Annotated in this window: 15 protein-coding genes; 13 read left to right on the top strand and 2 right to left on the bottom strand. The window is 59.8% G+C overall.

The features are described 5' to 3' along the window. Nucleotides 1-8: 8 nt before the first annotated feature. The 5 genes from rplM (at nucleotide 9) to V6R85_RS02825 (ending at nucleotide 3,882) form a co-directional block, all read left to right on the top strand. Nucleotides 9-473, top strand: a complete 465-nt coding sequence (gene rplM, locus V6R85_RS02845) for a 50S ribosomal protein L13 (RefSeq protein WP_003502335.1) — start codon at nucleotides 9-11, stop codon at nucleotides 471-473. Nucleotides 474-475: 2 nt separating this feature from the next. After that, on the top strand, nucleotides 476-943 hold the full coding sequence (rpsI, locus tag V6R85_RS02840) for a 30S ribosomal protein S9 (protein ID WP_003496509.1): 468 nt from the start codon (nucleotides 476-478) through the stop codon (nucleotides 941-943). A 129-nt stretch (nucleotides 944-1,072) separates the two neighbouring features. Beyond that, entirely contained in the window at nucleotides 1,073-2,026 is a 954-nt protein-coding gene (gene speB / locus V6R85_RS02835) for an agmatinase (RefSeq protein WP_020810818.1), read from the top strand. A gap of 70 nt (nucleotides 2,027-2,096) precedes the next feature. Then, entirely contained in the window at nucleotides 2,097-3,029 is a 933-nt protein-coding gene (gene argC, locus V6R85_RS02830; protein WP_003502330.1) for an N-acetyl-gamma-glutamyl-phosphate reductase, read from the top strand. Nucleotides 3,030-3,036: 7 nt separating this feature from the next. Continuing rightward, complete coding sequence (locus V6R85_RS02825; protein ID WP_112958568.1) at nucleotides 3,037-3,882, top strand: aminoglycoside phosphotransferase family protein; 846 nt, start codon at nucleotides 3,037-3,039, stop codon at nucleotides 3,880-3,882. 105 nt (nucleotides 3,883-3,987) lie between these two features. Here V6R85_RS02825 and V6R85_RS02820 read toward each other — a convergent pair whose 3' ends face one another. Then, the gene (locus V6R85_RS02820; RefSeq protein ID WP_035212501.1) at nucleotides 3,988-5,091 is read right to left on the bottom strand and encodes a COX15/CtaA family protein; all 1,104 of its coding nucleotides are present in this window, start codon (nucleotides 5,089-5,091) and stop codon (nucleotides 3,988-3,990) included. Between the two features lie 142 nt (nucleotides 5,092-5,233). Here V6R85_RS02820 and V6R85_RS02815 point away from each other — a divergent pair, with 142 nt between their 5' ends. Next, nucleotides 5,234-5,446, top strand: a complete 213-nt coding sequence (locus tag V6R85_RS02815) for a DUF2842 domain-containing protein (RefSeq protein WP_003502315.1) — start codon at nucleotides 5,234-5,236, stop codon at nucleotides 5,444-5,446. A gap of 97 nt (nucleotides 5,447-5,543) precedes the next feature. Further along, on the top strand, nucleotides 5,544-6,770 hold the full coding sequence (uppA, locus tag V6R85_RS02810) for a polysaccharide biosynthesis GNAT family N-acetyltransferase UppA (protein ID WP_111834303.1): 1,227 nt from the start codon (nucleotides 5,544-5,546) through the stop codon (nucleotides 6,768-6,770). A 7-nt stretch (nucleotides 6,771-6,777) separates the two neighbouring features. Here uppA and uppB read toward each other — a convergent pair whose 3' ends face one another. Then, nucleotides 6,778-9,045 carry a polysaccharide biosynthesis protein UppB gene (gene uppB, locus V6R85_RS02805; RefSeq protein WP_111792354.1) on the bottom strand — a complete coding sequence of 756 codons (2,268 nt, stop codon included), beginning with the start codon at nucleotides 9,043-9,045 and terminating at the stop codon, nucleotides 6,778-6,780. Nucleotides 9,046-9,255: 210 nt separating this feature from the next. Between uppB and uppC the strand changes: the two genes are divergently transcribed. The 6 genes from uppC to V6R85_RS02775 all read left to right on the top strand — a co-directional run bounded on the left by uppC (nucleotide 9,256) and on the right by V6R85_RS02775 (nucleotide 15,044). Further along, a complete protein-coding gene (gene uppC / locus V6R85_RS02800; RefSeq protein WP_003502309.1) occupies nucleotides 9,256-9,828 on the top strand; it encodes a polysaccharide export protein UppC in 573 nt (190 codons plus the stop codon). 16 nt (nucleotides 9,829-9,844) lie between these two features. Next, a complete protein-coding gene (gene uppD / locus V6R85_RS02795; protein WP_065694935.1) occupies nucleotides 9,845-10,987 on the top strand; it encodes a polysaccharide biosynthesis type 4 glycosyltransferase UppD in 1,143 nt (380 codons plus the stop codon). Nucleotides 10,988-11,207: 220 nt separating this feature from the next. Continuing rightward, on the top strand, nucleotides 11,208-12,761 hold the full coding sequence (uppE, locus tag V6R85_RS02790; protein ID WP_031233998.1) for a polysaccharide biosynthesis glycosyltransferase UppE: 1,554 nt from the start codon (nucleotides 11,208-11,210) through the stop codon (nucleotides 12,759-12,761). Then, on the top strand, nucleotides 12,758-13,999 hold the full coding sequence (gene uppF, locus V6R85_RS02785) for a polysaccharide biosynthesis O-antigen ligase family protein UppF (RefSeq protein WP_080866082.1): 1,242 nt from the start codon (nucleotides 12,758-12,760) through the stop codon (nucleotides 13,997-13,999). Before uppE ends, uppF begins: the two co-directional genes overlap by 4 nt. 78 nt (nucleotides 14,000-14,077) lie before the next feature. Further along, a complete protein-coding gene (locus V6R85_RS02780; RefSeq protein ID WP_003496532.1) occupies nucleotides 14,078-14,227 on the top strand; it encodes a hypothetical protein in 150 nt (49 codons plus the stop codon). A gap of 172 nt (nucleotides 14,228-14,399) precedes the next feature. Then, on the top strand, nucleotides 14,400-15,044 hold the full coding sequence (locus tag V6R85_RS02775) for a hypothetical protein (protein ID WP_336377016.1): 645 nt from the start codon (nucleotides 14,400-14,402) through the stop codon (nucleotides 15,042-15,044). The last annotated feature ends 51 nt before the right edge of the window (nucleotides 15,045-15,095 follow it).

The raw sequence follows: 15,095 nt of genomic DNA, 5'->3' as shown, positions 1-15,095 counted from the left end.
TGAAATCTATGTCTACTTTCGTTCAGAAGCCCGCTGAGGTGGAGAAGAAGTGGGTCATCATCGACGCCGAAGGCCTCGTTGTTGGTCGCCTCGCCACCATCGTTGCAACCCGCCTGCGCGGCAAGCACAAGGCTACCTACACCCCCCACGTTGATGATGGCGACAACGTCATCGTTATCAACGCTGAAAAGGTTGCCTTCACCGGCAACAAGTACTCCGACAAGAAGTACTACTGGCACACCGGTCACCCGGGTGGCATCAAGGAGCGTACGGCTCGCCAGATCATCGAAGGCCGCTTCCCGGAGCGCGTCGTTGAAAAGGCCATCGAGCGCATGATCCCGCGCGGCCCGCTCGGCCGTCGCCAGATGAAGAACCTGCGCGTTTACGCCGGCTCGAACCATCCGCACGAAGCACAGCAGCCCACCGTTCTCGACGTGGCCGCGCTTAACAAGAAGAACGTAAGGAGCGCCTGATAATGGCCGATCTTTCCTCTCTGAAAGACCTCGCCCCGGCATCGGAAGCTTCGGCTCCCGTGCACGTCCGCAAGGTTGATACCCTCGGCCGCTCCTACGCGACCGGCAAGCGCAAGAACGCTGTAGCCCGCGTATGGGTGAAGGCCGGTTCTGGCAAGATCATCATCAACGGCCGCGATTTCACCACGTATTTCGCACGTCCGGTTCTGCAGATGATCCTCCAGCAGCCGCTGGTCGCAGCTGCCCGCTCCGGCCAGTTCGACATCATTGCAACGGTTGCAGGCGGCGGTCTTTCCGGCCAGGCCGGCGCCGTACGTCACGGTGTTTCCAAGGCGCTCACCTACTTCGAACCGGGCCTGCGCTCCGTTCTGAAGAAGGGTGGCTTCCTGACCCGCGACAGCCGCGTTGTCGAGCGTAAGAAGTACGGTAAGGCCAAGGCCCGCCGTTCGTTCCAGTTCTCCAAGCGCTAATCGCTTCTCGGAACGGTTCGCTCAGAACTTCGAAAGGCGGGGCTTTGGCTCCGCCTTTTTTCATGTCTGCTCCCTTGTTTTTTCGGCGCGAAGACAGCACCTTCAGCGCAAAACGCGATGGGGTGACATATGCCGGCCAAAACAATCGACCATGCCATTACCGCCACGACGCTGACATCTGCCGCCACCGACCCGACCCATGCGGGTGTCCTCTCCTTCATGCGGCGCAAATACACCAAGAACCTCAAGGGCGTATCGACTGCCATCTGGGGCATTCCCTTCGATGCAGCAACCTCCAACCGGCCGGGCGCGCGCTTCGGGCCGCAGGCGATCCGCCGGGCTTCGGCGATTTTCGACAACGACCCGCAATATCCCTTCGCGCACGATCTCTTCGCCCATATGCCCACCATCGATTACGGCGACTGTCTGCTCGACTATGGCAACCACTGGAAAACGCCTGACACGATCGAAAAGGAAGCGCGCCGGATCATCTCCAAGACGGATTATCTGCTGACGCTCGGCGGCGATCATTTCATTACCTGGCCGCTCCTGAAGGCGCATGTCGCCAAACACGGGCCGCTGGCGCTGGTGCAGTTCGATGCGCATCAGGACACCTGGTTCGATGACGGCAAGCGCATCGACCACGGCTCCTTCGTGGCGCGCGCCGTGCGCGATGGCCTGATCGATCCCGACCGTTCGATCCAGATCGGCATCCGCACCCATGCGCCTGACGATTTTGGCATTCGCATTCTCCATGGGTACGAGGTGGAGGAAATGCGGGCGAGCGATATCGCCTCGCTGATCGTCAAGCACACGGCCGGCATGCCCACCTATCTGACCTTCGATATCGATTGCCTCGATCCAGCCTTTGCGCCGGGAACCGGCACGCCTGTCGCCGGCGGGCCGACCAGTGCGAAAATTCTCTCCGTTCTGCGCGGGCTTGGCCAGCTGGATATTCGCGGTTCCGATGTCGTGGAAGTCGCCCCCGCTTACGACCACGCTGATATTACCGCCATTGCCGGAGCCACCGTTGCAATGTATATGCTTGGCCTGCGTGCCGAACGGCTGGCGAAGGCTGGCTGACAAAGAAAACGGCGCTTACCGAACTGATTCCGAATACCCTCGCAACCCTTTGAAAAGTCAGGACAAGGACATGACAGCGAAGATCTTCATCGATGGCGAACACGGCACCACGGGTCTGCAGATCCGCACGCGCCTTGCCGGTCGCCGCGATATCGAGCTGCTGTCCATACCCGAAGCCGAGCGCCGCAATGCGGCGATGCGCGAGGACATGCTCAACAACGCCGACATTTCGATCCTCTGCCTGCCCGACGATGCCTCGAAAGAAGCCGTCTCCATGGTGGCCGGCAACAATAATGTCCGTATCATCGATACCTCGACCGCCTATCGCGTCCATCAGGACTGGGCTTATGGCTTTGCCGAAATGGATAAGGAACAGGGCGAAAAGGTTCGTTCCGCCCGCCTCGTCGCCAATCCGGGCTGCTACCCGACCGGCGCGATCGCCCTTCTGCGCCCGCTGCGCGCCGCAGGCCTCCTGCCGGACGGTTATCCGGTCAGCGTCAATGCGGTTTCCGGCTACACCGGCGGCGGCAAGCAGATGATCGCACAGATGGAAGACCAGAGCCGCGATGACTCAATCAGCGCCAATAATTTCCTTTATGGCCTGACGCTCAAGCACAAGCATGTGCCGGAGATGACCATTCACGGTCAGCTCGACCGTGCACCGCTGTTTTCGCCCTCCGTCGGTCGTTTCCCGCAGGGCATGATCGTGCAGGTGCCGCTGTTTGCCGCTGACCTGAAGGAAGGCGCGACCATCGAAACGATCCATGCGGCGCTGAGCGCCCACTACGCGGGACAGGACATCGTCAGCGTCGTGCCGCTGGCCGAAAGCAAGGGCCTCGCGCGCATTGACGCCGAAGAACTGGCGGGCAAGGACACGATGAAGCTCTTCGTTTTCGGCACGCCGGGCGGCGAGCATATCAATCTCGTCGCGCTGCTCGACAATCTCGGAAAGGGTGCGTCTGGCGCGGCCGTCCAGAACATGGAACTGATGCTTTCCGCATGAGACTTGCATGAACAGCACCACGCCATCTTTTCCGGCCTCGTGGAATATCGAGGCCGCAAAACGCATCGCCGATACACCAGCCGGCATCGTTTACGAACTGACGCGCAAGGACGGTTCCCTTGCCGTTGCCAAGGTCCTGAAAAAGAAAGTGCTGAAAGACAGCCTTCGCGGTGCGGATTTCATCGCATGGCGCGCAGGTGTCGGCTGCGTGGAGCTGCTCGACCGCTCGGACGACATTCTGCTGATGGAGCATGCCGGAACCGAGACGCTGCGCGACGTGCTGTTCCGCGACGGTGACGACGATGCCACCACGGAAATCGCCGCTAACGTTCTGCTGGAATATCATCAGCCATCGCAGCAGACGCCGCCCTCAAGCCTGCTGACGCTGCCGCTCTATTTCGAAAGCCTGTTCCGCAAGGCCGAACAGGGCCGCACTGACGGCGTGGAAAGCCCCTATATCGAGGCGGCCACGCTTGCGCAGGAACTGATCGGCAAGCAGCGGGATATCAAGCCGCTGCACGGCGATCTGCACCATGAGAACATCATGCGCAGCGAACGCGGCTGGATCATCATCGACCCGTCAGGCCTGATCGGCGATGCGGCATTCGACGTCGCCAACATGTTCTCCAATCCGCTGGACCGTTTCGACCTCACCCGTAGCGAGGCGCGCATCGCCTCCATGGCGGCGATTTTCGCGAAGACGCTGCAACGGGATGAACGGCTGTTGCTGCAATATGCCTTCGCCTATGGCTGCCTTTCGGCCACGTGGCACGAAGAGGACGATAATGCGGAAGAGCGCGACAACGAACTCGCCGTCGCGGCAACCATCAAGGCCGTCCTGAAACAGTTCTGAGCAGGCTCAGAGTTTGTCAGGGAAAAGTGGAACCCGGTTTTCCCGAAAAGACAAACGAAAACAAAAGAATCTAGAGTATGCAGGTTCAGAATGAACCTGCATACTCTAGTCCCTGATTTCGACCGAAACCGGCGCAGGATATTCGCCGATGAACCCGCGCCAGTGGGCGACGGAAAAACCAAGCACGATCAGCGCCATGCCCTGATGGGCAAGCGCAACATGAATATCCACATGCATCAAAAGCGTGGTGATGCCGAGCGCCGCCTGAATGGAAACCAGCACGAAGAACAGTACGGCGCGGCGGGCGTGTGGCGTATTCGGCAGCGCGCGCGCCATCGACACCATATGCCACAGCGTGGCGGCAAACAGCGTATAGGCGCCGAGGCGGTGGATGAACTGCACCGTCTTGGGGTTTTCGAAGAGGTTGATCCACCAGGGCTGTTGCAGGAAGAGATCGCCCGGCACCAGCGAGCCGTCCATCAGCGGCCAGGTATTATAGGAAAGGCCGGCATTCAGCCCCGCAACCAATGCGCCGAGATAGATCTGGAACAGACAGAGCACCGTCAGCAACGCAGCAAAGCCCCTGCCCGTCTTTTCGTCGGCGGCGTCGGGCGAATGATGCGACAGGCCGCGCAATATCCACATGCAGCCCGCGAAGATGAGGCAGGCGATGGTCAGATGCGTGGCAAGGCGATATTGCGAGACATCCGTGCGGTTGACGAGGCCTGACGATACCATCCACCAGCCGATGAAGCCCTGAAAGCCGCCAAGCGCCAGAAGGCCGACCAGCGGCAGGCGCAGACGCTTTTCGATGCGGCCGGTCAGCCAGAAGAAGGCGAGCGGCAGTGCGAAGATGATGCCGATGGTGCGGGCAAGCAGGCGATGCGCCCATTCCCACCAGAAAATCGTCTTGAACTCGTCAAGCGACATGCCCTTGTTGATTTCCTGATATTGGGGAATGCGCTTGTAGAGCTGGAACTCTTCTTCCCATTCAGCAACGGAAAGCGGCGGGATGGCGCCATGGATCGGCTTCCATTCGGTAATCGACAGGCCGGATTCGGTAAGCCGCGTGGCGCCGCCGACGAGGACCAGACAGACGAGCGTGAAAAGCACGACGCGCAGCCAGATGCGCAGCAGGCGGCGGTCCTTCTCCTGTTTCTGCAGGGCAGCCTCCACCACCATTTCCGCAGAACCATTTGCCATCGTCATGCCGCTCGAACGCATCTTTCAGGTCTCCCTCATACAGTCATGTTGATTAGCCCCAACCGGCACCACAAAACAAGACCTCAGGGTTTGCGGCATGCGGTCGCGGCGGTATAGTCGCAACAGCTGTTCAATCACGGAAGATTTCATGCATCCTCGCCTCAGATCGCTCATCGGCACCGTCGTCATCATCTGCCTCGTCGTCGTTTACGCCGTGGTGGCGACGGCCATTGCATCGGCGACTCTGGCGCAATCGCCCTGGTGGGTGCATCTCGCTTATTTCGTGTTCACCGGAATTTTGTGGATTTTGCCGGCGATGCTGATCATCAAATGGATGGCCGGACCTAAAAAACAGGGCTGAGCGCCAGCCGTTGTATAACATCCACAGGTCGCAATATTATAAACCGATTGTTTGCCGCTGAACGATATAGTCCGACCGAAACAACCGGAGAGAGTGGATGGCGGCTGAGGAGCCGGTCTTTATCAGCGACAAGCAAGCGCCGACCGCCGTGCAAAACGAGCGGCGGAGTGCTGATCGTCTGTTGATCGATCTCGTCGATGACGCCGCAACCATCCGCTCCGACTGGGAGCAGCTGGAAGGCGACCCGCTCAATTCGCTGCATCAGGGTTTTGGCTGGTGCTCCATCTGGGCGCAAACGCAGGACAGCGCGCTCCTGACACTTCGCGGCCGGCAGGGCGGCAAGACGATCTTCCTGCTTCCGCTCGAAATCGTGCTGGAAGGCGGCATCCGCAAGGCACGTTTTCCCGGCGGCCGTTTCAACAATATCAATACGGGGCTTTTCGACCCCGCCTTTGCCGAACAGGCCGGACAGGAAATCGCGGCGGCAATTGCCCGCGAGGCGCGGAAGCTGCTGCATGGTCGGGCCGATATTCTGGCTTTGCAGAACATACCGCTGACGTGGCGCGGCAGGACCAATCCCCTCTCGCATCTTGCTTCCGTCGAAAACCAGAATCCGGCCTTCCAGCTTCCCCTGCTCGAGAGCTTCGAGGCCACGCTTCGGCAGGTCAATGCCAAGAGGCGACGGAAGAAATTCCGCATCCAGAGCCGAAGGGCCGAGGAAATGGGCGGTTACAGCCATGTGATCGCGCGTTCGCCACAGGAAAGATGCGAATTGTTGCAGGCGTTTTTCCGCCAGAAGGCCGCCCGTTTCGCCTCGCAGGGCATTCCGGATGTCTTTCGCAATCAATCGGTGAAGGATTTCTTCTACGATCTCGCCAATTTTCCCGAGACGGGCACAGGCAGCCTGCTGGAACTGCATGCCATTCGCCTGCATGGGGAAAACGAGGGCGTCATTGCCGCGATAGCCGGCCTTTCGCGCAAGCAGGATCACATCATCTGCCAGTTCGGCTCGATTGACGAGTCCGTTTCGGAACTCAGCCCCGGCGAATTGCTGTTCTGGCTGATGATCGAAAGGGCGTGTCGCGAGAAGGCGGCGATCTTCGATTTCGGCGTCGGCGACCAGCTCTATAAGCGCAGCTGGTGCCCGCTTTTTACCGTGCAGCACGATATATTCCTACCGGTGACATTGAAGGGTCGCGCAGCGGCCTCGGTCTATGTCGCCATTGCCCGGACGAAGAGCCTGATCAAATCCAATCCGGCGCTTTATGCGTTGATTCAGCGTTTTCGTGCCGGACGGCCGAAGACGGACATCGCTGCCGACTGAGCGCAGATCACGCCGCGCTCAGACGGTCCGGCTTGCGCATACCGGTCATCGGCAATGCCTGTTCATAGCCTTGGGCAACCAGTTCACCGAGCGTCTTTTCCAGCAATTCGCTATCCTTGCCGGGCACCGAGACGATGATTTCCGCCGGCAGGTTGCGCAGCATTTTCCCAAGGCTCGAAATCTGCACCGCGCCGCATTCGACGAGAACCGTATCATAGGCGTCGGAGAGCGCGCCGAGGATCATCGTCAGGCGATCTATCGCGCGCATGGCCTCGCGCGGCTGCGCATTGCCGCGCGGCACGATATGGGCGTCGGACAGGCGGTCACTGTGAATGGTTTCACCGAAGGCGGCCGCACCCGCCAGAAGGTCCATGACACCGGGAAGCCCGGCTTCCGGCGCCATCAGCCGCGTCGGACAGGCAGACGCCGTCATGTCAACGAGAACGACCGAACGGCCCATCTCGGACAAAGCGCGCGCCAGCATGACGGTCGTTGTCGAACCGCTATCACCGGCTGGAGATACAATGGCGGCAACCGGTTTGGCAAGACGGCTGGCCAGGAAACCTGCGACAGCATCGATCGAGAAATCGTCAGAAGTGTCGACGTCCTCTTCCACTGCCTCTTCCTTCGCAGCCGCGACAGCTTCCACCGGCGGGGCCAGCGTGGCGGTAGCGGCTACAGCCGGCAGGTGCCGTTGCTCCTTTTCGGCAGCGGGCTGGTATGCCGCAACCGGCATGGCCCGCGCAGCAGACGGTATGCTCTCATGATGCACGGCAACAGGCTGTTCCGGCATATCCGTTGCCTTGTCCGGATCGGCTGGAGCACGCGAAGGGGAAGGCGGATCGGAGAGCGGCGGAACCTGCTTCCGGCCCATCGGCTTCAAGGCCCGGCCGGTGAAAAGCTCCACCAGCATGACCACGATGCAGGACAGCAGAAAGGCCGCCAGAGTAACGACGATGGTAATGGCGCCGGTCTTCGGGAAATAGGGTTCGCGCGGCTCCACCGCCGTCGAAATGACACGAGCATCGGCCGGCGTGGAATCCACCGAGCCGGCGCGCGACGTCGCTTCCCGATAACGAGCAAGATAGGTTTCCAGAAGTTGCCTCTGCGCCGAAGCTTCCCGCTCCAGATCGTTGAGGCCGACCTGCTGTTCACCCGCACGCACGCTTTCCGATTTCAGCATGTTCAGTTGCTGGATCAGCTGCCGTTCCCGCAGACGCGAAACATTGGCCTCGTTTTCGAGACTTGCCAGCACCTTGCGGGTTTCCTCCTGAATCTGCCGCTGTATGCCGTCGAGCTGGTTGCGCAGCGCCCGGATGCGCGGATGGCCTTCCAGCATTGAAGACGAGAGATCGGAAATCTGGCTGCGGATCGTGGTTTCGTTTTCCTTCAGCCTCTGGATCGTCGGGGAACCGACGACATCGGGGAAAGTATCAAGCGGACGGCCGGTAGCAAGCGCGTTGCGCACGCCTTCCGCCCGCGCCTCCGCATTGGCGCGCTCTCCGCGGATACGGCCAAGTTCGGTGGAGATATCGCTGAGCTGGCGGGTGGCGAGGGTTTCGCCCTGCCCCGCCGAGAGAAGATCGGACGAAGCGCGGTAATCTGCGACCTTCCTGTCGGCGTCGCGCACCTTTTCGCGCAGACTGGCGATTTCCGGTTCCAGCCAGCGCGCCGCTTCCGTGCTTGTATCCAGTTTCGCGCCGCTCTGCAGGGCGATATAGGCCTTCATCATCTCATTGGGGATGGCGGCGGCAAGCTTGGGGTCCTGCGAGGAGAACTCGACGGTGATGACGCGCGAGCTTTCGACCTGATAGACCTGCAGCTTCTCCCGGAAGGCCTTCAGCACCCGTTCTTCGGGCAGCACCTGAAGCGGGTCCTTCTTGACGCCGACGGCGACCAGCAGCTGCGAAATGAGCGAAGGATGGGCTTCAGGATCGAATTCATCCAGCTCGTAGAGCTTCATGTCTTTGGCGACCTGCTTGATGAGATCGACCGACTGCAGGATCTGCACCTGGCTGGAAACGGTCAATTCATCGAGCACGGGCTCGGCGGGCGCATTGGACTGCTGCGAAGCGCCGAAGGAGGCGGTGCGGGATTCGATGAGCACGCGCGCCTCGCCCTTGTAGGCAGGCGACATCATGCTTGATATCACGAAGGCGGAGCCTCCGGCCAGAAGCGTGATCGCCGCGATCCGTCCCTTGCGCTGCCATATGGCTGCGACAAGCTGCGCAAGATCGATATCCACATCCCTGTCGTCAATGCGATCGCCGTTCATGCAGGCTCCGTAACCGAGACAAACCTCGGGCGCTCAAATATAGATGGCCAATTTTCGCGAAGCTTAAGTCTTGCCGGTAACACAACAGTTAATCCCGGAGAATCCGACGAAATAAAGCTGATATTACCATCGCTCGCCCGGGTTGTTTACCGCACATTAACCCTAACAGAACGATAAGAATGATCAAAGATCGACTCGGAGCCAGATCAGATGCCGCTCGCCGGATCACGACATGTCACCGCACTGACGCTTGCCGTTCTGACGGCCCTTTCCGGCTGCGCGGCATATCAACCCGCGCCGAGGTCCTTCAATGAGGCTGCCCTGCAACCCTATCATGTCGATAGCGGCGACAGGCTGCGCATCAACGTGTTCGAGCAGGCCGGACTGACCAATACCTATACGGTCGATCAGGCCGGCTATGTCGCCTTCCCGCTCGTCGGCCAGGTTCCTGCCCGCGGCAAGACGCTGCCGCAGCTCGAAGCGGCCATTGCCGCCAAGCTGCGCCAGGGCTATCTGCGCGATCCCGATGTGACGATCGAGATCGACCGTTATCGTCCGGTCTTCATCATGGGCGAAGTTGGCCGTCCCGGCCAATATTCCTATGTGCCTGGTATGACGGTCCAGAACGCCATCGCCATTGCCGGCGGCTTCACCCCGCGCGCCAACCAGGCCGATGTCGACATCACCCGCAAGATCAATGCCGAGGTGATGACCGGCCGGATCGGGATTACCGCCCCCATTCTGGCGGGTGACACCGTCTATGTACGCGAACGCTTCTTCTGAAAACGGAGCGGCGAACGTGTCGGATGACGGCCCACCCCTGCGCATCATTCACTGCTTCCGCTCCCCGGTGGGCGGCGTTTTCCGCCATGTACGTGATCTTATCGAGGAACATGTCAAACAGGGCCACAAGGTTGGCATCGTCTGCGACAGTTCCACCGGCGGTGCGCATGAGGAACGGCTTTTCGCACAGATCACCCCGATGCTGGAACTTGGCCTCACCCGCCTGCCCATCCGGCGGTCCATCAGCCCCGGCGACCTCATGGCGCTGTGGAAATCCTACAAGCACATCAAAAGTTTGCGGCCGGACATTCTGCACGGGCACAGCGCCAAGGGTGGCGCTCTTGCCCGGCTGATCGGCTCACTCCTGCGGGCGAACAGGTATCGCGTAGCCCGCCTCTATTCCCCGCATGGCGGCAGCCTGCATTATGCCAGAAACAGCCTGAAGGGGCAGCTCTTCCTGCGGCTGGAGCGGTTTCAGGAGCATTTCACCGATGCGCTCTGTTTCGTCTGCAATTTCGAGCAGACGACTTACGAAGCCAAGGTCGGCAAGCCGCGCACCCACACCGCGATGATTTATAACGGCGTGCAGGAAAGCGAGTTCGAAACCGTCCCCGCCCGCGATGATACGGCCCGTTTCCTCTACATCGGCATGCTCCGTGATCTCAAGGGACCGGATGTCTTCATCAGGGCATTCGCGAAAATGGAACGCAGCCTCGGCCAGCCCATGTCCGGCGTGATCGTCGGCGATGGACCGGACAGGGACAAATATGCCGCGATGATCGACAAGGCCGGGCTTTCCCGGCGGATTTCCATGCATGCGGCCATGCCCGCCAGACAGGCTTTCGAACTGGCGACGACGGTGGTGGTGCCTTCGCGCGCCGAAGCCATGCCCTATATCGTGCTGGAAGCGCTTGCGGCGGGAAAGACGGTCATTGCCTCGCATGTCGGCGGCATTCCCGAAATCCTCGGAGAAGACAGCGAGGCGCTCGTCCCGGCGGGCGATGCCGATGCGCTGGCGCGGATCATGGTCAAGGATGCCGAGGATGCCGACTGGGCGCAGCGGGTCATGCCGCACCCCGACAGCTTCAAGGCGAAATTTTCAACCCCTGTTATGGCCGATGAGATGATGAAGCTCTATCGCGACCTGCTGACGAGCTAAAGTTATTTAAAAACACGATTTTTAATTGTATATTCCAGCCGTCCTGTAGAAACTGATCATAAACGTTTCTTAGCATGTTTCGGCTAGTTTTCTGCTCGTAGAGCGCGGCCATCCACCCGGATGCACAAAGGGCGCTCTACCACTTTGAGGTTGCGTATCGTTCCGGTTGAAAATCTGTGCGGTTTTCAGGTCGATGCGCTGGAGGGTGCGGACCAAAGCAATGACCAAGACTGACAAGGACAGACTGCAATTCGATCTGGCGTCATTGCGCAAGAAAATCTCCGAGCGTCAAACCGGAGAATCCTCCGCATCCGAACCCGTCGTTCTCAATCCGCTTGCTCGGCAGATCGCCAACCAGCTTCGCGCCGGCAATCATTCGCCCAATATGGTGATCGGGCAATTGCGGCTTCTCGAATTTACGATGCTCGTGGTCATCGCCGCCATCGTCAACGGCATCGCGGCCGATCGCGGTCTCGAAACATTTCTGGCGGTTTTCGGCGGCGGCGTGCTGGGGGCGGCGCTCTGCGTCTTTCTTCTGCAGGCGGGTGATTGTTATCAGCTTCCGACACTGCGCACGCCGCTGAAGATGTTCGCCCGCATTCAGGGCGCCGTCTGTCTCTCCTTCGTGGGAATTGGCTGTTTCCTTCTCCTCTTCTTTCCCGATGCGCTGCACTCCTGGCAAGCCTTCGGCATCTGGTACGCAACGGGTGCGATCGCGATCTTCGCCGGTCGACTGATCCTCGGTTTTGCCATTCGCCACTGGGGCCGCAACGGCGTCATGGAGCGCCGCGCCGTCATCGTCGGCGGTGGCGATACCGCTAAGGACCTTATCCGCTCGCTGGAGCAGCAATCCGATAACGATATCCGCATCTGCGGTATCTTTGACGACCGGAAAAGCGCCCGCTCTCCCGAAGTTGTCGCCGGTTATCCCAAACTTGGCACCTTTGCTGAACTGGTGGAGTTTGCCCGTCTGACGAAGCTTGACATGCTGATCATCGCCCTGCCGCTCAGTGCCGAGGCGCGCATTCTCCAGCTCCTGCACAAGCTCTGGATACTGCCAGTCGATATCCGCATCGCGGCGCATGCCAATAAATTGCGTTTCCGTCCCCGCGCCTATTCCCATGTGGGCAAGGTGCCGATGCTCGATGTGTTCGACAAGCCGATCCGTGACTGGGATTCGGTGGCGAAACGGGTGTTCGACATTACTTTCAGCCTCATCGGTATCGCCATTTTGTGGCCGGTGATGCTGGGGGCGGGAATTGCGGTGAAAACGACCTCGAAAGGCCCTGTTCTCTTCAAGCAGAAGCGCCACGGCTTCAACAATGAAACGATCAATGTCTGGAAGTTCCGTTCCATGTATACGGAACTCAGCGATCCGACCGCCAAAAAAGCCGTGACGAAGAACGACCCCCGCGTCACACCGGTCGGCCGCTTCCTGCGCAAATCCTCGATGGACGAGCTGCCGCAGCTCTTCAACGTTCTCTATGGCGATCTTTCGCTCGTTGGGCCGCGCCCGCACGCCGTTCATGCCCAGACGGGCGATCTGAAATATACCGAGGTGGTGGAGCATTATTTCGCGCGCCACAAGGTGAAGCCCGGCGTTACCGGCTGGGCGCAGATCAACGGCTGGCGCGGCGAGATCGACCACGGCGACAAGATCAAGTTCCGCACCGAATATGATCTCTATTACATCGAGAACTGGTCACTGTTCCTCGATCTGAAGATCCTGTTCCTCACGCCGATACGGCTGCTCAAATCGGAAAACGCCTATTGACCCACACCGGTTACCAGCACGCGGCGAATTTCGACGCACCGTTGGCCACCATGCGGCTCATCGGATCGTTCTTCATCGCCTTCGGCGTGTTCCTTTCCGGCTTCGTCATCTCCGAACCGGCCCCTTATGAATTGATGATGGTGGGACAGGTGGCCGTGTGGTTCCTGCTTGGCCTTCGCCTTTCGCGCACCGTCGTCCTGCTTCTGTGCCTGCTGCTTGCCTTTAATGTCGGCGGTTATCTTTCGCTCACCACCATGGCCGATCTGGATGAGGGACCGCTCTATCTCGCCGTCTCGACCTTCCTGGCGCTGACCTCGGTTTTTTATGCGGCGATCGTGGAGGACAAGTACCAGCGGCTGCTTTTGATTTTCCGAGCCTGGCTTACGGCAGCGCTGATCACAGCGCTGCTCGGCATCATCGGATATTTCCACGCCATCCCGGGTTTTGAGGTCTTCACTCTTTACGACCGCGCAAAAGGCGCTTTTCAGGACCCGAACGTCTTCGGTCCCTTTCTGGTGACACCGTCGCTTTACCTGATCTACGGCCTTCTCACCGGCAAGGCGATGCATGCGCCCTGGCGGATCGCCGGGCTGCTCATCCTGTCGCTTGGCGTGTTCCTGTCGTTCTCGCGCGCGGCCTGGGGCCTGTTTCTGTTCGCCACCATCCTCCTCGTCTTCGTCATGCTGCTGAAGGAACGGACGGCTGCGTTTCGTCTGAAAATCCTCGTGCTGTTTCTCGTCGCCGCCGGGCTGATGGTTGCGGCGGTCATCATCGCGCTGCAGTTCAAGCAGGTGGCGGATCTATTCTCCAGCCGCGCTTCGGCGGTGCAATCTTATGATGGCGGCCATCTCGGGCGTTTTGCACGCCACTATCTCGGCTTCCTGCTCGCCATGGAACACCCGCTCGGCATCGGCCCCATGGTGTTCGACAATATCTTCCCCGCCGCCGAACATAATATCTGGCTGAAGAGCCTGACCACGCATGGCTGGTTCGGTTTCGTCATCTATCTGGTCCTGATCTGCTGGACCATTGCCGCAGGTTTCAGGCATCTGCTGCGGCCACGCCCGTGGCAGCCGTTCCTGATCATTTCCTGGGTGACCTTCGTCGGACACGTAATGATCGGCGCCGTCATTGATACCGACCACTGGCGGCATTTCTTCCTGCTGCTGGGCATATTGTGGGGATGCATGGCGCTTGAGAAGCGCGAAAGCCTGCGCCGCCGCGCGCGGGCCGCCTAAAACGCTTCACCTTACGGAACCTTACGCCATTTCATGCGTTTAGCCCCCGATTCTGACTGTCAAACGGGGAGACATCTTATGACGCAGACCAATAATCTCTATCTCATCATCGGCGCACTCCTGGTGGTCCTTGTTGGCCTTGGGGCTTATGTCTGGCACGAGGAAAGCAAGCCGAAGGGGATCGAGATGAATATCGGCCCGAACGGCGTTTCCGTTCAGGAGAATTGATCCGCAAGCGTCGCGCAAAGTCCGGCCATTAAGACCGGGTGCATCCCACGCCGAACACGGCCGGGATGTACCCGGTCTTCTTATGAGAGAGGACGAAAGGCGGGATCGATGCCCGCTGCGCCGGTTCGGTACGAATGATCCGTATCGCCCGATCAAGGAAACAGCTAGCGCAATGGTCTCCTCCATCGACCTGTCCACACGCCTCACCGCCACCAGGCTCGCCCTCAAGGCCATCAAGGAGCAGGAAGACAATTCCCCTGCCACATCCTCCTCGACGCGGGCGGCTCTCATCGATTCCTACGGGCTCGACACCTCATCTTCTTCCACCAATACGCGCCTCACCCAGCTTCTGGCGCAATATTCCCAGACCTCGAGCGAAGACACGCAGACCGACGATACCGATACGCAGCTTTCTTCCGGCGATATTAGCAAGGCCGATTTCATGAAGGAGCTGAAGGAGATGCTGGAAGAACTGACCAGGGACCCGGACAAGGCTTCGCAGGCCAAGGCCATGCTGGAGGCTTTGACAACAGGCACGCTGACGGCCTCCGATCCCGCCGAGGGCGCCCAAATCAAGGCGTGGGACGTGGCCTCCGATACAAAAACCACCTCCAAGCCGACGACGGAGATCACCACGACGGGATGGAGCGACTTTCTGAAAGACCATCTCAAACGCGACGGCTCGGCTTATGCCAGAAGCGAGACCGGCGCCTATGTCGACACTGTTTCCGGCGACAACGCGTTTTTCGGCAGCGTCGGCAGCCGTTATTATTATCTCACCTGGCCACAGGCGAAAAACGGCACCCTGACCGTATAAAGCCAGATTTCCCGAGGACTGAACGGATCGCTGCGACATGGAACATGCCGC

This window comes from Agrobacterium sp. CCNWLW32, from assembly GCF_037083425.1.
GTDB classification, from domain to species: Bacteria; Pseudomonadota; Alphaproteobacteria; order Rhizobiales; family Rhizobiaceae; genus Agrobacterium; species Agrobacterium radiobacter.
This window is presented reverse-complemented; position numbering and strand designations above follow the sequence as displayed.